The organism is Sphaerisporangium sp. B11E5 (assembly GCF_039871875.1).
GTDB lineage: Bacteria > Actinomycetota > Actinomycetes > Streptosporangiales > Streptosporangiaceae > Sphaerisporangium.
The window spans coordinates 1-18,202 of sequence record NZ_JBDPMD010000076.1; the positions used below are offsets into that span (position 1 = coordinate 1).

The window sequence follows — 18,202 nt, forward strand, 5'->3', positions numbered from 1 at the left end:
TCTCCAAACAATGTCTGAAAAGAAACCCCAGCGAGAAACCCCTCGGCTAAAAGAGGCCTCTCATCAAAGGAAAACCATCCCCGCAAGCCCACACCGAAGCGCAGACCCCAGGGGACGGGGTTAATGCTATTCATGCACTGGCTTTTAGCACACTGTTGAGTTCTCAAGAAACGGACGCGTACACCGGCCACGAACCAGACCCTGTCAGGTCCAGCCCCGCCGGGGCGTACATCTCGCTGATCGATGTTAGCAGTGCCAGGCAATCCATGTCAAACCGCTCGGTCTGTCACAAACCGCCCGAACCGCTAGCATCCGGGCCGCTCCGGCGTCAGAGCAACCCTGCTATCTTACTCCCTCCCGCACCGTTGTCCAGACGAACCTGTCAAAAGGTTCGTGCCGTCTTCCGGTCGGGCGTCACGAGGTATCCGGATCCTCGTCAGAGACGGCTGATCCGGAGGTACGTGATCGGGATCCCCGGAGGGGTCGGGCGCCGCGTCGGCTGCCCGTCAATCCCTTGGGGCGTAGAGAACATTAAGCGTCGATCGAGACTCCGTCAAATCCACGTACCCCGCATCACGTGCGTCCAATCATGGGATGCGGCAAAAGGCTCGCTGACCGGCGATACGACTGTCACCATGACGCGACCCCGCACCCCGGACAGGGGTACGGGGCCGGCGCGGGGAGGGTCAGGGAGCCACCTGGATGGCGGCGATGGAACGCTTGCCGCGGCGCAGGACAAGGTGGCGGGAGTGGATCAGGTCCTCGCCTGTGGGGGCGTGGGACTCGTCCGTGATCTTGATGTTGTTGACGTACGCGCCGCCCTCCTTGATGGCGCGGCGGGCGGCCGATTTGCTCTCGGCGAGGCCCGACTCGACCATCAGGTCGACCAGGGGGGCGCCGAGCGCGGGGACGGTCGCGTTCGGGACCTCGGACAGGGCGGCGGCCAGGGTGTGCTCCGGGAGGTCGGTCAGGGAGCCCTGGCCGAACAGGGCGCGGGACGCGGCGATGACCGCGGCGCACTCCTCGGGGCCGTGCAGCAAGGTGGTGAACTCCTCGGCCAGGGCGCGTTGCGCCTCGCGGGCGGCGGGGCGTTCGGCGACGCTCTTCTCCAGGGCCTCGATCTCCTCGCGGGAGCGGAAGCTGAAGATCTTGAGGAACTTCACCACGTCGCGGTCGTCGGAGTTCAGCCAGAACTGGTAGAAGGCGTACGGCGAGGTGAGCTGGGGATCCAGCCACACCGCTCCCCCGGCGGTCTTGCCGAACTTGGTGCCGTCGGCCTTGGTGATCAGCGGCACGGTGAGGGCGTGCACGTGGGTGCTCTCGACGCGGCGGATCAGGTCGCAGCCGGCGGTGATGTTGCCCCACTGGTCGCTGCCGCCGATCTGCAGGGTGCAGCCATGCCGGCGGTACAGCTCCAGGTAGTCGTTGGCCTGGAGGATCTGGTAGCTGAACTCGGTGTAGCTCAGCCCCTCACCGGCCAGCCGCGCGGAGACCGACTCGCGGGCCAGCATGCGGTTCACCGGGAAGTGCTTGCCCACGTCGCGCAGGAAGTCGATGGCGGACATGCCGGCGGTCCAGTCGAGGTTGCTGACCAGGACGGCCCCCGACTCCTCGGACAGGTCGAGGAACTTCTCCACCTGGACCCGGATCCGCCCGACCCACTCGGCGACGACGTCGGCGGAGTTGAGCGAGCGCTCCTCGCTCTTGCCGCTGGGGTCGCCGATCAGGCCGGTGGCCCCGCCGACCAGCCCGATCGCGCGGTGCCCGGCCCGCTGCATGCGGGTGAGGGCGAGCAGCGGGACGAGGTTGCCGACGTGGAGGGACGGCGCGGTGGGGTCGAAGCCGCAATAGACCGTGATCGGACCTGTGTCCATCGCCGCCCGCAGGGCGTCGATGTCGGTGGACTGCGCGATCAGGCCGCGCCACGCAAGGTCATCGAGAATGTCGGTCACGATCTCGTGCTTCCTGGGTTCGTGTGCTGGGTGTTCGTACCGGTCGTCTGACAAAGACTGCCCGATCATCTCATCTTCTCGCCACAGGATTCGCCGCCGGTGGCGGACGCTCACGGGGGACGAGATCCCCGGCTCACCCGCCGTGAGGAAGGCCGGTGTTGATCCAGACTCCGGCACCTCGCACTCCCCGCCGGTCAAGATGGCCCCGGACAGCAAATCGAATTCGCTATTTTTCCACCTATATCCACAACCACTCGGCCACCTGTGGCTTCACGGCGAAATACCGCCGATGTGCTGCACGTTCACCGAGCGGTGTCCGGATAAGGACATGGAGGGGACGGTGCCAGCGGCAGGGATCGGGAATGTCACGAAGTCCGGCACCCCCAGGTGACGGCCGCCGCACCCCTCCCGCGCACCGATAAACACGAAGCCGGAATCCCGCCTATCGGCCATCCGACTATCTGCTTTACCAGCTTATTGATAAATGGTCAAGGCATTGATCGACCGATAGGTCCATGCAATACCGGATGCACTCTGGCACACCCCACCGAGGAGCATCGTCATGCGTTCCCCCCTGAGCACCGCACGCGCCCCCGGATCCGCCCGTCGTCTCGCCGTGGCGCTGGGAGCAGTGCTCGCCGTGGTCGGGCTGGGCCCCGCCCCCGCCGACGCGGCCCCCACTCCCGGCCCGGCCAAGGACTCCGCCCCGCGGGCCGTCGAGCCGGTCGGCGAGGTCCCCGGCGGGTTCGCCTCCTGGAAGGACCTGCTGGTCACCCAGGACAAGCTGGTCAGCGCCGCCGACCGCGTCACCGCCGCCGTCAAGGCGGGGGACGGCACGGGATTCGCCGGCATCGTCGCGGCGCCGGAGAACCGCGAGTTGCGTGTCTACTGGAAGGGAGACACCCCTGCAAGCATCGCCGGCCTGGTCGGCCTGCTGCGCCGGGACGTTCCCGTCCGTGTGCTGCCCGCCGCCTATTCAGCGCGCGAGCTGGAACGCGAGACGAACCGCCTCATCCGTACGTCCGGTGGCGCGCTCACCTCGATCACGCCGAACGCCGACGGCTCAGGACTCACGGTCTCAGGCGCCGACCGCGGCCTGGCCCGCGCCAAGGTCGCCGGCTCGGCGGTGCCGGTCACCGTGGAGGAGGGCGTCACCCCGGCCCCGGCCTACAGCCGCTGGAACGACAGCGCGCCCTGGTGGGGCGGCGCGGCCTGGCGCATCGCCGGCAGCACCCAGACCATCGGCTGCTCGACGGGCTTCGCCGTCACCCTGGGCGGAGCCACCAGGATGTTGTCCGCCGGTCACTGCGGCACCCCGGGACAGGTGGCCACCGACCCGACCAACGAGGTGATCGGCGCGATCAGCTACGTCAACGTCAACCGCGACCTGATGCTGATAACCACCAACGCCGGGGCCCGGGTCTACAACAACGACTTCGCCGCCACACCGCCGGAATGGGGCAACCCCGTAGCCGGCGCGACCGGCTCCTACACGGGTATGTACATCTGCACCTCCGGCGCCTACTCGGGCACCGTCTGCCTCTGCCAGGTGCGGGCGACCAACATCACGATCTACACGGGGAACACCGTGCTGACCGGAATGGTCCTCGCGGAGCACACCGAGCACAAGAACGCGGCCGGCCAGGGCGACAGCGGCGGCCCGGTGGAAAACCCCAGCCCGACCAACACCTCGCGGCAGAACATGCTGGGGACCATCTCCTTCATCGATACCAGCGCGCCGGCGACCTGCACCGGCTACGTCACCTCCGGCAGGGTCTGCTCCTGGCGGCTGTACTACTCGCCGTGGAGCAACGCGCTCGCCGCCTTCCCGGGGATCGCCATCGTGACCGGCTGACGGGTCGTACGGGCTAGGGCCGGCGGACGCTAGGACGGCCGGGTGCGCGGCACGTGCTTGCGGTACGGCGACACCGTGGGGTCGCCGTCGATCCAGAAGCGCCAGGGGACGTCGGCGGCGCTGGACACCCCGGTGCGAGGGCCGGACCAGATCGACGCGGGGGCGGCGGGCGTGCCCTCGAGGATGCGCGGTGAGGCGCCGTCCGCGCAGCAGTCCAGGCCGTTGTGCTCGCGGCCGATGCCGAGGGCGACGGCCAGCCGGGCGGGGCCGCGGGCCAGGTCGCGGTCCGGGAGCGCGCGGCTGGACAGGGGGCCGCCGGTGCCGGGACGGTGCCGGCGGCTCCGGGCCTCGGTGAGCCCCTCGATCACCTCGCCGGCCCGCAGCAGCACGCCGGACCCCTGGCCTTCCGGCAGGCACACGAGGTTGGCGCAGTAGTGCATGCCGTAGGTGAAGTACACGTACATGTGGCCGGGCGGGCCGAACATCACGGCGTTGCGGGGGGTGCGGCCCCGGTAGGTGTGGGACGCCGGGTCCTCGCCGGGCGGGCCGTACGCCTCGACCTCGGTGAGGCGGACGGCGACCGGCCCGTGCACGAGGACCCGGCCGAGCAGCTCGGGGGCGACCTCGGGCGCGGGCCGGGCGAAGAACTCCCGGTCTAGGCCTGTTCTCGGCACGAACCAGAATCTCCCTGATCAGGTGTCCTGTGAACTCCGGTGCGGTGACCAGGTCGTCGAGGGCGGCGCGCGGAGATCAGGAGGGCTAGGATCCGCTGGCCCACGCGGCCTGGCCGTCGACGATCTCGCGGAGCGCGGCGAGCTGGTCGCGCACCCGGTCCGGCGCGGTGCCCCCGTGAGCCTTGCGGGACGCCAGGGCGCCCTGCACGTTGAGGACATCGAGGGCCGTGGGCAGCGGCTCGCCGCCGGGTGTGACGTCCGTGGAGGCGAAGTGCGGGGAGATCTTGGCGAGGTCCTCCTCGGTGAGCCGCTCCAGGGTGGTGTCGTTGACCTGGCACCACACGACCAGGTGGCCGACGGCCTCGTGGGCGTCGCGGAACGGCACCCCCTTGCGCACCAGCAGCTCGGCCAGGTCGGTGGCGAGCGCGAACCCGTCCGGCGCCGAGGACGAAAGGCGCGCGGTGTTGACCCGCATGGTGGCGATGAGCCCGGACACGGCGGGCAGCACGAGCAGCAGGGTGTCGACGGCGTCGAACACCGGCTCCTTGTCCTCCTGCAGGTCGCGGTTGTAGGTGAGCGGCAGGCCCTTGAGGGTGGTGAGCAGCGCCACGAGGTCGCCGATGATGCGGCCGGCCTTGCCGCGGGCCAGCTCGGCGACGTCCGGGTTCTTCTTCTGCGGCATGATCGACGAGCCGGTGGAGTAGGCGTCGTCCATCTCGATCCAGTGGAACTCCTGGGAGGCCCACAGGACGACCTCCTCGCCCAGCCGGGACAGGTGGACGCCGATCAGGGCCGCGCAGAACAGGAACTCGGCGGCGAAGTCGCGGTCGGCGACGGCGTCCATCGAGTTGGGTGCCGCGGAGGAGAAACCGAGCTCCTCGGCGACGGCCTGGGGGTCCAGCGGCAGGGACGACCCGGCGAGGGCTCCGGCGCCGAGGGGGGAGACCGCGGCCCGCTTGTCCCAGTCGCGCAGCCGGTCGGCGTCGCGGGCCAGGGCGTGCACGTGGGCGAGCAACTGGTGGCCGAACGACACCGGCTGCGCGTGCTGCAGGTGGGTCATGCCGGGGGCGGCGGTGGCCGCGTGCTCCTCGGCCTGTGCCATCAGCGCGGTCTCCAGCTCGACCAGCCGGGACACGATGAGGCGCACGTGGTCGCGCAGGTAGAGGCGCAGGTCGGTGGCGATCTGGTCGTTGCGGCTGCGCCCGGCGCGCAGTTTGCCGCCGAGCGCCCCGAGACGTTCGAGCAGGCCGCGTTCCAGGGCGGTGTGCACGTCCTCGTCGGCCACGGTGGGGCGGAACGCCCCGGACGCGCACGCCTGGTCGAGGTCGTCCAAGGCGCCGATCATGCGGTCGAGCTCCTCGGCGGTCAGCAGTCCCGCCTGGTGCAGCACCCGCGCGTGCGCCCGTGACGCCAGCAGGTCGTACGGCGCGAGCCGCCAGTCGAACTGCACGCTCACCGACAACCTGGTCAGCGCGTCCGCCGGGCCACCCTCGAACCTGCCGCCCCACAACCGCATGGGCTTGCCACCCTCAGCCACCGTTCTCCTTCTTCCCGATCTCTTGAGGTCAATCCGCGACCCTAGTGCAAAATCTGTCACGTCAGGCGGACTGACCGCGCCGGTCGGTCAGCTTGAGCAGGGCGTCGGCCAGCTCGGCGCCGCCCGCCGGGTCGCGGCTGATCACCAGGATCGTGTCGTCGCCCGCGACGGTGCCGAGGATGGAGGTCCAGTCGGCGTGGTCGAGCGCGGAGGCGAGGAACTGCGCGGCGCCGGGCGGCGTGCGCACGATCACGAGGTTCGCCGACGCCGCGGCGGACACGAGGAGCTCCTCGGCCACGCGCCGCAGGCGGGCGGCGGGGGTCTCGCCGCCGCCCGTGCGTGTCAGAGGGATGCGCGCCCCGCCCTCGCCGGGCAGGGCGTACACCAGTGAGCCGTCGTCGGCCCTGAGCTTCAGCGCGCCGAGCTCGTCCAGGTCACGTGACAGCGTGGCCTGGGTGACCTCGACGCCGCTCTCGGCGAGCAGCCGGGCCAGCTCGGGCTGGGACCTGACCTGGTGCCGGTTCACCAGCTCGGCGATCTTCGCGAGGCGGCCGGCCTTGGTCAGTGAGATGGTCATCGTGTCACCAGCCATTGGAGCAGGGCTTTCTGGGCGTGCAGGCGGTTCTCGGCCTGGTCCCACACCGCCGCGCCACGCGGGCCGTCCAGCAGTTCGGCGCTGATCTCCATGCCGCGGTAGGCGGGCAGGCAGTGCAGCACGAGCACGTCGGGGGCGGCGAGGGCGGCCAGCCCGGAGTTGACCTGGAAGGGGGCGAACGCGGCGGCGCGTGCCTCCTTGCCGTCCTGCCCCATCGACACCCAGGTGTCGGTGGCCAGCACGTGGGTGCCCGCCGCGGCGGCCTCGGGGTCGGACAGGACGGTGACCGACCCGCCGGTGCCCGCGGCGATCTCGGCGGCCCGCTCCACGATCAGCTCGTCGGGCTGGTACGCGGCGGGCGCGGCGACGCGCACGTGCATGCCGGCGGTGGCGCCGCCGAGCAGGTAGGAGTGGGCCATGTTGTTGGCGCCGTCGCCGAGGTAGGTGAGGGTGCGCCCGGCGAGGGGCCCCTGGTGCTCGCGCACGGTGAGCAGGTCGGCGAGCACCTGGCAGGGGTGGAACAGGTCGGTGAGGGCGTTGACGACGGGGACGGCGGACGCGGCGGCCATGGCCTCCAGGCGGTCCTGGCCGAAGGTGCGCCACACGATGGCGGCGACCTGGCGGGACAACACGCGGGCGGTGTCCTCGATGGGCTCGCCCCGGCCCATCTGGGAGCTGCCGCCGTCGATGACCAGGGGCTGGCCGCCGAGCTCGGCGATGCCGACGGCGAACGACACGCGGGTGCGGGTGGAGTGCTTGTCGAACAGCACGGCCACCGTCATCGGGCCCTCGAACGGCCGGTGGCCGAAACGGTCCTTCTTCATGACCTCGGCCAGGTCGAGCACCTCGGCCTGCTCGTGCGGCGCGAGGTCGTCGTCGCGCAGGAAGTGCCGGACGGCACCGCTCACGGGGTCACCTCCGCGAGGATGGCGGGCAGCGCCGCGACGAAGGAGCCGATCTGGTCCTCGGTGACGATCAGCGGCGGGGCGAGCCGCACCGCGTCGGGCTGGACGGCGTTGACCAGGAACCCGGCCCGCTGTGCGGCGTCCTGGACCTGCGCGGCCACGGGGGCGGTCAGCACGGCGGCCAGCCACAGGCCGCGCCCGCGTACCCCGGAGATCAGCGGGTGGTCCACGGCCGCCACTCCCCCGGCCAGCAGCTCGCCGCAGGCCCGCGCGCGGGCGAGCAGGCCGTCGCGGTCGATGGTGTCGAGGACGGCGAGCGCGGCGGCGCTGGAGACGGGGTTGCCGCCGAACGTGGAGCCGTGGTCGCCCTTCGCGAACAGCGTGCCCGCGTCGCCGAAGCCGACGCAGGCGCCGATCGGCATGCCGCCGCCGAGGCCCTTGGCGAGGGTCAGCACGTCGGGCACGATGCCGTCGTGCTGGTGGGCGAACCAGTGGCCGGTGCGGCCGATCGCCGACTGGATCTCGTCGAGCACCAGCAGCGCGCCGGTGGCGTCGCAGATCTCCCGGGCGGTGCGCATGTACCCGGCGGGCGGCGGCACGACCCCGGCCTCGCCCTGGGTCGGCTCGAGGAACACCGCGGAGCACTCGCCGGTGACGGCCTGCTTGAGGGCGTCGGCGTCGCCGTAGGGGACGAAGCGGACGTCCACCGGGAACGGGCCGAACTGGTCGCGGATGGACGCCTTCCCGGTGAGCGACAACGCGCCGAGGGTGCGGCCGTGGAAGCCGTTCTCCGCGGCGACGATGTAGCCGCGGCCGGTGGCGCGGCCGTACTTGAGCACGAGCTTGAGCGCGCACTCGTTGGCCTCGGTGCCGGAGTTGGCGAGGAAGACCTTGCCGGGCGCGCCGAGCAGGCCGAGCAGGCGCTCGGCGAGCAGCACCTCGGGCTCGTTGACGAACAGGTTGGAGGTGTGGGCGATCGTGGACACCTGCCGGGACACGGCCTCGGCCAGCGCCGGGTGGCCGTGGCCGAGTGAGCTGACCGCGATGCCGGCGATCAGGTCCAGGTAGCGGGTGCCCGCCTGGTCCCACACGTAGGCGCCCTCACCGCGCACCAGCGCCACGGGCGGCACGCCGTAGTTGGGCATGAACGCGGCGGCGTGGCGTTCCCGCAGGTCAGCCGATACGGCTTGGTTGAGCGAGTTCGTGGTCACGATCGCACCTCCGGGAGCACCATGGTTCCGATTCCCTCGTCCGTGAAGACTTCCAGCAGCACCGAGTGCGGCACCCTGCCGTCCAGCACGTGGGCGCGCGGCACGCCGCCCTCGACGGCGGTGAGGCACGCCTCCATCTTGGGCACCATGCCGCTGGACAGGCCGGGCAGCATGGCGCGCAGTTCCCCGGCGGTGACCCGGCTGATCACCTGGGCCGGCTCGCCGTCGCCGGGTGCGGGCCAGTGGGCGTACAGGCCCTCGACGTCGGTGAGCATGACGAGCTTGGCGGCGCCGAGCGCGACCGCGAGCGCCGCGGCGGCGGTGTCGGCGTTGACGTTGTAGACCTCGCCGTCGTCGCCGCGGGCCACCGAGGACACCACCGGGATGCGGCCGTCGTCCAGCAGGGCGCGGACGGCGCCGGGCTCCACGCGGACGATCTCGCCGACCTGGCCGATGTCGACCTTCGCGCCGTCCACGACGGCGTGTTTGCGTTCGGCGGTGAACAGGCGGGCGTCCTCGCCGGACATGCCGACCGCGAACGGGCCGTGCCGGTTGACGGCGCCGACGACGTCGCGGTTGACCTGTCCGACCAGCACCATGCGCACCACCTGCATGGCCTCGGGTGTGGTGACCCGCAGCCCCGCGGTGAACGTGGACTCGATGCCGAGCCGGTCGAGCTGCGCGTTGATCTGCGGGCCGCCGCCGTGCACGACCACGGGCCGGAGGCCGGCGTGCAGCAGGAACACCATGTCGTCGGCGAAGCCGCGGCGCAGCGCGTCGTCGGTCATGGCGTGGCCGCCGTACTTGACCACGACGGTCTGGCCGCGCAGGCGGCGCAGCCACGGCAGCGCCTCGATCAGCACGGCCGCCTTGGCGTGGGCGCCTGTGCTGGAGACCGTGCCGGTGTCGGGGCTCATGTCGAGTACGCCGAGTTCTCGTGGACGTAGTCGGCGGTGAGGTCCGTGGTGTGCACGGTCGCCGAGCGGGTGCCCGCCGACAGGTCGATGGTGATGGTGACGTCGCGGGGCCGCAGGTCCACCTTGGCGCGGTCGTCACCCGCGGCGCCGGCCCGGCACACCCAGATGCCGTTGATGGCGACGTTGACGCGGTCGGGCTCGAAGACGGCGTCGGTGGTGCCGACGGCCGACAGCACCCGGCCCCAGTTGGGGTCCTCGCCGTGGATGGCGCACTTGAGGAGGTTGGACCGGGCGACGGCGCGGCCGACCTTCACGGCGTCCTCCTCGTGGGCGGCGCCGACGACCTCGATGGCGATGGCCTTGGTGGCGCCCTCGGCGTCCACGAGCAGTTGCCGGGCCAGGTCGGCGCACACCTCGGTGACGCGCTTCTCGAACTCGCCGGCGTCCGGGACGACGCCGGCGGCGCCGCTGGCCAGCAGCAGCACGGTGTCGTTGGTGGACATGCAGCCGTCGGTGTCCAGCCGGTCGAAGGTGACCGCGACGGCGCGGCGCAGCACGCGGTCGAGCTCCTCGGCGGGCACGTCGGCGTCGGTGGTGATCACGCTGAGCATGGTGGCCATGGCGGGCGCGAGCATGCCCGCGCCCTTGGCCATGCCGCCCACCATGTAGCCGGTGCCGCGCCGGAAGGCGATCTTGGTGACGGTGTCGGTGGTCCGGATGGCGTCGGCGGCGGCCAGGCCGCCGTCCCTGGTGAGGTGGGCGGCGACGTCTTCGACCCCGGCGAGCAGGGCGTCCATGGGCAGCCGCTCGCCGATCAGCCCGGTGGAGCAGACGGCGATCTCACCGGCCGACTCCTCCAGCAGGGCGGCGACCTTCTCGGCGGTGGCGTGGGTGTCCTGGAAACCGGCCGGGCCGGTGCAGGCGTTGGCGCCGCCGGAGTTGAGCACGACGGCCTTGACCCGGCCGCCGGTGAGCACCTGCTCGGACCACAACACCGGGGCGGCCTTGACGCGGTTGCGGGTGAACACCCCGGCGGCGGCCCGGGAGGGGCCGTCGTTGACCACGAGGGCGATGTCGCGGGCGCCGCCGGACTTCAGGCCGGCCGCGACGCCGGCCGCGCGGAACCCGAGGGGGGCGGTGACGCTCATGCGGCATCACCGCCGCGCGTGTGGAGCGTGAGGTGGACGGTTGCCGTGTGGGGACGGGGCTCACTCACGGGGCTACTCCATTGAGGGGAAGGCCGAGTTCTTCTGCCAGGCCGAGGGCGAGGTTGGCGCTCTGCAACGCCCCGCCCGCGGTGCCCTTGGTCAGGTTGTCGAGGGCGATGACGGCCACGACGCGGCCGGCGCGCTCGTCCAGGGTCACCTGGAGCGCGGCGGTGTTGGCGCCGAGGGTCATCGCGGTCGCGGGCCAGGTGCCCTCGGGCAGCAGCCGCAGGAACGGCTCGTCCTTGACGGCCGCCGCGTACGCCTCGCGCAGCGCGGCCGCGGTGAGGCCGGGCACGGCCGGCGCGGTGCAGGTGGCGAGGATGCCGCGGCTCATCGGGGCGAGCACCGGGGTGAAGGACACCGTGACCGGCCGCCCGGCGACCCGGGAGAGGTTCTGCTCCATCTCGGGGGTGTGGCGGTGCACGCCGCCGACGCCGTACGCGACGGCCGAGCCCATGACCTCGCTGCCCATCAGGTGGGGCTTGGGGTCGCGCCCGGCGCCGGAGGTGCCGCTGGCGGCGACCACGACGACGTCGGGCTCGGCGAGGCCCGCCGCGAACGCAGGGAACAGGGCGAGGGTGGCCGAGGTGGGGTAGCAGCCCGGCACGGCTATACGCCGGGCGCCGCGCAGCACGTCGCGCTGGCCGGGCAGCTCGGGCAGGCCGTACGGCCAGGTGCCGGCGTGCGCGCCGCCGTAGAAGGCCGCCCACGCGGCGGGGTCGGCGAGGCGGAAGTCGGCGCCGCAGTCGACGACCAGGGCGGCGTCGCCGAGCGCCTCGGCGACGGCGGCCGAGCGGCCGTGCGGCAGGGCCAGGAACACCACGTCGTGACCGGCGAGGACCTCGGGTGTGGTCTCCTGGAGTGTGCGGTCGGCGAGCGCGGGCAGATGGGGCTGGTGCGCGCCAAGTCTGCTGCCGGCGTTCGCCCCGGCGGTGAGCGCGCCGATCTCGAACTGCGGGTGCGCGAGGAGCAGGCGCAGCAGTTCTCCTCCGGCGTACCCGCTGGCACCGGCCACCGCGGCCTTCATCATCGCCACCCCCCGTATGCGCAGGCGTCGGCCTTCACGCCCCGACTACCGAGTGAGTATGCATCACGCAGAATCTTCATGCAAGTGCGTATATCGTCGCCGGCGCCGGCAGAAGAACCCTCTGTTGTGCGTACCAACCGGTCGGTATCCTCGGCGGTGAGGACACCGGCCACCACTCACGACCCGGGAGTCAACCGCGTATGACTGTCACTCACGACCAGGTCCTGGCGACGCTCACCGCCCCGGGCCAGCTCTTCGAGATGGACGAGGTCGAGATCCGCGGCGTACGCACCAGGACGTGGAGACACGCGCCCGCCACCTACCGCGCCATGCTGGAGGCGAGCCGGTTCCACGGCGACAAGGTGTTCCTGGTGTACGAGGACGAGCGCGTCACCTACGAGGAGCACTACCGCCGGGCCGCCGCCCTCGCCACCCGCCTCGCCGCCGACTTCGGCGTCGGCAAGGGCGACCGGGTCGCCATCGCCATGCGCAACTACCCCGAGTGGGTGGTCGCGTTCTCCGCGGTGCTCGCGCTCGGCGCGGTGGCCGTGCCGCTGAACGCCTGGTGGACCGCGCCGGAGCTGGAGTACGGCGTGCGCGACTCCGGGTCCAAGGTCGTGATCGCCGACGGCGAGCGGGCCGAGCGGCTGCGCGACACCCCGGCCGCGCTGATCGTCACCCGCGGCGGCCTGCCGCCCGGCGCGTCCGACCTGGCCGAGGTGATCGGCGAACCGGGCGGCGACGTCGCGCTCCCCCCGGTGGAGATCGCCCCGGAGGACCCGGCGACGATCTTCTACACCTCCGGCACCACCGGCAGCCCCAAGGGCGCGCTGGCCAGCCACCGCAACCTCGGGCAGGCGCCGATGACGGTGAGCTACTCCACCCTGCGCAGCGTCGCCATGGCGGGCAAGGACCCCGCCACCGCGGCGGGCGGGCGCCGTGTCGTGCTGCTGGCGGTGCCGCTGTTCCACGTCACCGGCTGCTTCGCGGTGATGCTGCCGGTGATGTTCACCGGGGGCGGGCTGGTGCTGATGTACCGCTGGGACGCCGGGCGGGCGCTGCGGCTGATCGAGCGGGAGAAGATCACCATCATCACCGGGGTGCCCACCAACGCCTGGCAACTGCTGTCCCACCCTGATTTCGGCAAGTACGACATCTCCAGCCTCGGCGGCATCAGCTACGGCGGCGCGCCCGCCCCGCCCAAGCTGCTCGAGCGCATCGGCGACCAGCTCCCGAAGCGGCAGGCGTCCAACGGGTACGGCATGACCGAGACGACGGCGCTCGCGATCTTCAACGGCGGCCCCGGGTACCTGGCCCGCCCCGACAGCGTCGGCCTGCCCGTCGCCGTGTACGACGTGGAGATCCGCGACCCGCTCGGCCGGGAGGTGCCCACGGGCGAGGTCGGCGAGTTGTGCCTGCGCGGACCCGGCGTGATCACGGGGTACTGGAACCGGCCGGAGGAGACCGCGCAGACCTTCGTCCGCGGGTGGCTGCACACCGGTGACCTCGCCAAGGTGGACGCGGACGGCTACGTCTACATCGTCGACCGCGCCAAGGACATGCTGATCAGGGGCGGGGAGAACGTCTACTGCGCCGAGGTGGAGGCCGCCCTGTACGAGCACCCGGCCGTGGACGACGCCGCGGTGATCGGCATACCGGACGACGAGCTCGGCGAGCAGGTGGGCGCGGTGATCCGCCTCAAGCCGGGCACGTCCGCCACCGGGGAGGACCTGCAGGATTTCCTGCGCGGCACGCTGGCGCCGTTCAAGATCCCGGTGCGGTTCTGGTTCCGGGAGGCCGAGCTGCCGCGCAACCCCGGCGGCAAGATCCTCAAGACCCATCTGCGCAAGGAGACCCTGGGGTTGTGATCCCAGGCACCCTGGTCCTCCACCGGCCACACGCGGATCATTGATCTCGCTACTCATCGTTATCTACGCTCACCGCATGGGCATCCCGACCGAACCGATCGGCAGCATCCCCCGACCCCCCGCCTTGCTCTCCGCCATGGCCGGCGGCGACGCGGCCGCGCTGGCCGCCGCGCAGTCCGCGGCCGTCGCCGACACCATCAGCAGGCTGGAGCAGACCGGCTCCCCCGTGCTGGTGGACGGCGAGCAGTCCAAACCGAGCTTCGCGACCTATCCCATCACCGGCATGACCGCGCTCGCCCCCGACGGCGCGGTCATCCCGTTCGCCGACGGGCACACCCGGCAGCTCCCCGTGCTGACCGGCGGCCCGTTCCGTTACCAGGTGCACGCCGAGAGCTACCTGCGCGCCGCGCGGGAGCACACCTCGCTGCCGGTCAAGCAGGCCGTCATCGCCCCGTCGGCGCTGAGCCTGCTGTACCCGGCCGCCGGCATCGACGGCTACCCGCGCAAGGCGTTCGTCGACGACCTGATCGCCGAGGCCGAGGCGGACATCCGCGGCTGCCTGGACGCCGGGGCGCACGTCGTGCAGGTCGACTTCACCGAGGGGCGGCTGTCGCTCAAGCTCGACCCGAGCGGCGGCCTGCTCGACGACTTCATCGCGCTGAACAACCAGGTGCTCGACCGGTTCTCCGCCGACGAGCGTGCCCGCATCGGGGTGCACACCTGCCCCGGCGGCGACCAGGACTCCACCCACAGCGCGGACGTCGACTACGCGGGCCTGCTGCCCAAGCTGTTCGGGCTGCACGCCGGCAACTTCTACGTGCAGCTCGCCTCGGAAGCCGAGCCGGATCGTGTGCTCGGGATCATCGCCGAGCACCTGCCCCCGGGCGCCAGGGTGTTCGTCGGGGTCACCGACCCGATCGACCCGCGGGTGGAGACCCCCGAGCAGGTGCGCGACCGGGTGCTCGCCGCCGCCCGCCACCTGCCGGCCGACCGGCTCGGCACCTGCGACGACTGCGGTTTCTCCCCCTTCGCCGACGACATCTCCACCTCACGCGACATCGCGTTCGCCAAGATCGCCGCCCGGGTGGAGGGCACCGCGCTCGCCGCCCGCGAGCTGGGCGTGTGACGTGCCGCGCTGACAGCGGGTCAGGGCGGCGGCGGATTCGCCGCACTTCTGCCATTGATCCGCTGTTGGCGCGGACGTATGGTCCTCCCAAGATTCGAGCACACCTCATGTTCTTGGGGGTCCTCACATGCACGCACGCCTCCGGCGGGCGCTCACCCTGGCCTCGGCATCAGTGATCGTCACGCTGGCATCCCCCGTCGTGCCCGCCTCCGCGGCCACCTACCACACCCCGGACGACTACTGCGTCGGCGAGTGCCTGGACGTGCTCCCGCCGGGGCAGAACGGCAACGCCACCCTGGTGGAGATCCTCGCCAACCAGGCGCTCGGCACCAAGCCCCGGCACTCGGACGACCAGCTCGGCAAGTACGCCGGCCTCATCTCCGGCTACACCGGGCTCACCGAGGGCCAGATCGCGAACTTCTTCAACGACGCGTCGTTCGGCGTGCCGGCCGGGCAGGCGGAGAGCACCGTCAGCCCCCGCTCCGACGTGACGATCGTGCGCGACCGCGCCACCGGCGTGCCGCACATCACCGGCACCACCCGCGCGGGCACCATGTTCGGCGCCGGGTACGCCGGGGCGCAGGACCGCCTGTGGCTGATGGACCTCATGCGGCACGTCGGCCGGGGCGAGCTGACGCCGTTCGCCGGCGGCGCGCCCGGCAACCGGGCGCTGGAGCAGAGCGTCTGGCTGAACTCCCCCTACACCGAGGCCGACCTGCGGGCGCAGATCGACCGGCTGCGCGACTCCGGGCCGCGCGGCGCGCAGCTCTACGACGACGTGCGCGCCTACATCGACGGGATCAACGCCTACATCGACCGCTGCATGGCCGACCGCAACTGCCCCGGCGAGTACGTGCTGACCGGCCACATGGACGCCGTCACCAACGCGGGCGGCCCGGTGGACTTCACCATGACCGACCTGGTCGCGGTGGCCGGCGTGATCGGCGGCCTGTTCGGCGGGGGCGGCGGCGCGGAGATGCGGTCCGCGCTGGCCCGCGTCGCCGCGCGCGCGAAGTACGGCACCGCGGCGGGCGACCAGGCGTGGGCGGCGTTCCGGTCGCAGAACGACCCGGAGACCACGCTGACCCTGCACGACGGCCAGAGCTTCCCGTTCGGCGCCGCGCCGGCCGCCACCGGCGTCGTGCTGCCCGACGCCACCACCGGCCCGGTGGACGTCACCCAGAACGAGAGCGGGTCGGCCACCGTGCCCGCGTCGGCGTCCTCGGCCAAGGGCGTGCTGGACGGGCTGCTGGTGGAGAACTCCAAGCCGGGCATGTCCAACGCCGTGGTGGTCTCGGCGGCCGAGTCGGCGACCGGGCACCCGATCGCGGTGTTCGGCCCGCAGACCGGCTACTTCGCGCCGCAACTGCTGATGCTGCAGGAGCTGAACGGGCCCGGCGTCCGGGCACGGGGCGTGGCGTTCGCCGGGCTCAACCTGTACGTGCTGCTCGGCCGGGGTACCGACTACGCCTGGAGCGCCACCTCGGCGGGGCAGGACATCACCGACACCTACGCGGTGCGCCTGTGCGACCCGGCGGGCGGCACGCCGACCGTGAACTCCGACCACTACCTGTACCGGGGCGTCTGCACCGCCATGGAGACGCTCAGGAAGACCAACTCCTGGCGGCCCACCGTCGCCGACCCCACCGCGGCGGGCTCCTACGACCTGGTGATCAAGCGCACCAAGTACGGCCTGGTGACCTGGCGCGGCACGGTCGGCGGGCAGCCGACCGCGTTCACCACGTTGCGCTCGACGTACCGGCACGAGGCGGACTCGGCGATCGGGTTCCAGATGTTCAACGACCCGGCGCAGATGGGCGACGCGGCGGCGTTCACCAACTCCGCGTCCAGCATCGGGTTCGCGTTCAACTGGTTCTACGTGAACTCCAGCCAGGCGGCGTACTTCATGTCGGGCGACGTCCCGGTCCGCCAGGCGGCGTCCGACCCGAGCCTGCCGCAGACCGCCGACGCGGCGCACGAGTGGGCGGGGTACGACCCGGACCTCAACACCGCGACGTACATGGCGCCCTCGACGCACCCGCAGACCGCGTCGCAGGACTACCTGGTGAGCTGGAACAACAAGCAGGCCAAGGACTACGGCGCGGCGGACGGCAACTTCAGCTTCGGGCCGGTGCACCGCGTGGACCTGCTGGACGCGCCGGTCAAGGCGGCGCTGGCCGGGGCGGGCAAGCTCGACAAGGCCGGCACCGTGAAGATCATGGCGGACGCCGCGGTCACCGACCTGCGCGGGCAGAAGGTGCTGCCGCTGCTGCTGCGGGTGATCGGCGGCGCCCCGGTGACCGACCCGGCGTTGTCCGCGGCGGTGTCGCGGCTGCAGGCGTGGGCCTCGGCGGGGACCCGGCGGCTGGAGACCTCACCCGGCAGCAGGACGTACGCGCACGCCGACGCGATCCGGGCGTTCGACGCCTGGTGGCCGAAGCTCGTGCGTGCGCAGTTCCAGCCGGGACTCGGCGACCCGCTGTACCGCTCGCTGGTGGCGGCGTTGCAGATCAACGAGTCGCCGTCCGGGCTCCAGCAGGGCGACTCGGCGGGCCTGCCCACCTCGGCCAACGAGGCGCAGGCGCACAAGGGGTCGGCGTTCCAGTACGGCTGGTGGGGTTACGTCAGCAAGGACCTGCGGTCGGTGCTCGGCGACCCGGTGGCCGCGCCGCTGCCGTCGCGGTACTGCGGCGACGGCACCGTGGCGGGCTGCCGCGCGGTGCTGCTGAACAGCCTGTCGGCGGCGCTGGCCGAGCCCGCGGCCACGACGTACCCGGGTGACGACGTGTGCGCGGCGGGCGACCAGTGGTGCGCGGACGCCATCGAGCACTCGCCGCTCGGCGGGATCAAGCACTCGCTGATCTCGTGGCAGAACCGGCCGACGTACCAGCAGGTGGTGTCGTTCCCGGCGCGCCGGGGCGACCCGGTGGCGAACCTGGCGCAGGCCGGGTCGGCGCGGGCGTCCAGCACGCAGTTCCTGACCTCGCACACCCCGGCCAAGGCCATCGACGGCGACCCGTCCACCCGGTGGTCGAGCTCGTACAGCGACAACCAGTGGCTACAGGTGGATCTCGGGTCGTCCCGGCAGGTGGCCCGGGTGATCCTGCGGTGGGAGGCGGCCTACGGGGCGTCCTACCGGATCCAGGTGTCCGGCGACGGGTCGTCGTGGACCGACGCGTACTCCACCACGACCGGCGACGGCGGGGTGGACAACGTGACGATCAGCCCGGTGAGCACCCGCTACGTCCGCATGCAGGGCGTGCGGCGCGGCACGTCCTACGGGTACTCGCTGTACGAGATGGAGGTCTACTCCCGGTGACGCCGAGG

At 72.0% G+C, this 18,202-nt stretch carries 13 protein-coding genes; 4 read left to right on the forward strand and 9 right to left on the reverse strand.

What is annotated here, in order from left to right; translation table 11 throughout:
• Positions 1 to 686: 686 nt before the first annotated feature.
• Entirely contained in the window at positions 687 to 1,952 is a 1,266-nt protein-coding gene (gene tyrS / locus ABGB17_RS37090; RefSeq protein ID WP_347638733.1) for a tyrosine--tRNA ligase, read from the reverse strand.
• A 562-nt stretch (positions 1,953 to 2,514) separates the two neighbouring features.
• Here tyrS and ABGB17_RS37095 point away from each other — a divergent pair.
• Complete coding sequence (locus tag ABGB17_RS37095) at positions 2,515 to 3,807, forward strand: hypothetical protein (protein ID WP_347638735.1); 1,293 nt, start codon at positions 2,515 to 2,517, stop codon at positions 3,805 to 3,807.
• Positions 3,808 to 3,836: 29 nt separating this feature from the next.
• Here the strand turns inward: ABGB17_RS37095 and ABGB17_RS37100 are convergent, their stop codons facing one another.
• From ABGB17_RS37100 to argC, 8 genes are all read right to left on the reverse strand, one after another.
• The gene (locus tag ABGB17_RS37100; RefSeq protein WP_347638737.1) at positions 3,837 to 4,481 is read right to left on the reverse strand and encodes a DNA-3-methyladenine glycosylase; all 645 of its coding nucleotides are present in this window, start codon (positions 4,479 to 4,481) and stop codon (positions 3,837 to 3,839) included.
• 85 nt (positions 4,482 to 4,566) lie between these two features.
• Entirely contained in the window at positions 4,567 to 6,018 is a 1,452-nt protein-coding gene (gene argH, locus ABGB17_RS37105) for an argininosuccinate lyase (protein WP_347638739.1), read from the reverse strand.
• Between the two features lie 61 nt (positions 6,019 to 6,079).
• Positions 6,080 to 6,595 carry an arginine repressor gene (locus ABGB17_RS37110; protein WP_347638741.1) on the reverse strand — a complete coding sequence of 172 codons (516 nt, stop codon included), beginning with the start codon at positions 6,593 to 6,595 and terminating at the stop codon, positions 6,080 to 6,082.
• The gene (gene argF, locus ABGB17_RS37115; protein WP_347638743.1) at positions 6,592 to 7,521 is read right to left on the reverse strand and encodes an ornithine carbamoyltransferase; all 930 of its coding nucleotides are present in this window, start codon (positions 7,519 to 7,521) and stop codon (positions 6,592 to 6,594) included. Before argF ends, ABGB17_RS37110 begins: the two co-directional genes overlap by 4 nt.
• Positions 7,518 to 8,729, reverse strand: coding sequence for an acetylornithine transaminase (locus ABGB17_RS37120; RefSeq protein WP_347638745.1), 1,212 nt, complete (start codon positions 8,727 to 8,729; stop codon positions 7,518 to 7,520). Before ABGB17_RS37120 ends, argF begins: the two co-directional genes overlap by 4 nt.
• Entirely contained in the window at positions 8,726 to 9,646 is a 921-nt protein-coding gene (gene argB / locus ABGB17_RS37125) for an acetylglutamate kinase (RefSeq protein ID WP_347638747.1), read from the reverse strand. Before argB ends, ABGB17_RS37120 begins: the two co-directional genes overlap by 4 nt.
• Entirely contained in the window at positions 9,643 to 10,794 is a 1,152-nt protein-coding gene (gene argJ, locus ABGB17_RS37130) for a bifunctional glutamate N-acetyltransferase/amino-acid acetyltransferase ArgJ (RefSeq protein ID WP_347638749.1), read from the reverse strand. Before argJ ends, argB begins: the two co-directional genes overlap by 4 nt.
• 64 nt (positions 10,795 to 10,858) lie before the next feature.
• Positions 10,859 to 11,881 carry an N-acetyl-gamma-glutamyl-phosphate reductase gene (argC, locus tag ABGB17_RS37135; protein WP_347638773.1) on the reverse strand — a complete coding sequence of 341 codons (1,023 nt, stop codon included), beginning with the start codon at positions 11,879 to 11,881 and terminating at the stop codon, positions 10,859 to 10,861.
• A 200-nt stretch (positions 11,882 to 12,081) separates the two neighbouring features.
• Between argC and ABGB17_RS37140 the strand changes: the two genes are divergently transcribed.
• The 3 genes from ABGB17_RS37140 to ABGB17_RS37150 all read left to right on the forward strand — a co-directional run bounded on the left by ABGB17_RS37140 (position 12,082) and on the right by ABGB17_RS37150 (position 18,194).
• A complete protein-coding gene (locus ABGB17_RS37140; protein WP_347638751.1) occupies positions 12,082 to 13,749 on the forward strand; it encodes a class I adenylate-forming enzyme family protein in 1,668 nt (555 codons plus the stop codon).
• Positions 13,750 to 13,825: 76 nt separating this feature from the next.
• The gene (locus ABGB17_RS37145) at positions 13,826 to 14,875 is read left to right on the forward strand and encodes a 5-methyltetrahydropteroyltriglutamate--homocysteine methyltransferase (RefSeq protein ID WP_347638753.1); all 1,050 of its coding nucleotides are present in this window, start codon (positions 13,826 to 13,828) and stop codon (positions 14,873 to 14,875) included.
• A gap of 127 nt (positions 14,876 to 15,002) precedes the next feature.
• Positions 15,003 to 18,194 (forward strand): penicillin acylase family protein, encoded by a 3,192-nt coding sequence (locus ABGB17_RS37150; RefSeq protein ID WP_347638755.1) that lies wholly within the window; start codon positions 15,003 to 15,005, stop codon positions 18,192 to 18,194.
• Positions 18,195 to 18,202: the final 8 nt, after the last annotated feature.

What these genes read in the sequence shown, in the direction of transcription:
- ABGB17_RS37145 (WP_347638753.1), top strand. Translation starts at nt 13,826, where the DNA reads ATGGGCATCCCGACCGAACCGATCGGCAGCATCCCCCGACCCCCCGCC.
- ABGB17_RS37110 (WP_347638741.1), bottom strand. Translation starts at nt 6,595, where the DNA reads ATGACCATCTCACTGACCAAGGCCGGCCGCCTCGCGAAGATCGCCGAG.
- ABGB17_RS37095 (WP_347638735.1), top strand. Translation starts at nt 2,515, where the DNA reads ATGCGTTCCCCCCTGAGCACCGCACGCGCCCCCGGATCCGCCCGTCGT.
- ABGB17_RS37140 (WP_347638751.1), top strand. Translation starts at nt 12,082, where the DNA reads ATGACTGTCACTCACGACCAGGTCCTGGCGACGCTCACCGCCCCGGGC.
- argJ (WP_347638749.1), bottom strand. Translation starts at nt 10,794, where the DNA reads ATGAGCGTCACCGCCCCCCTCGGGTTCCGCGCGGCCGGCGTCGCGGCC.
- ABGB17_RS37150 (WP_347638755.1), top strand. Translation starts at nt 15,003, where the DNA reads ATGCACGCACGCCTCCGGCGGGCGCTCACCCTGGCCTCGGCATCAGTG.
- argC (WP_347638773.1), bottom strand. Translation starts at nt 11,881, where the DNA reads ATGAAGGCCGCGGTGGCCGGTGCCAGCGGGTACGCCGGAGGAGAACTG.
- argB (WP_347638747.1), bottom strand. Translation starts at nt 9,646, where the DNA reads ATGAGCCCCGACACCGGCACGGTCTCCAGCACAGGCGCCCACGCCAAG.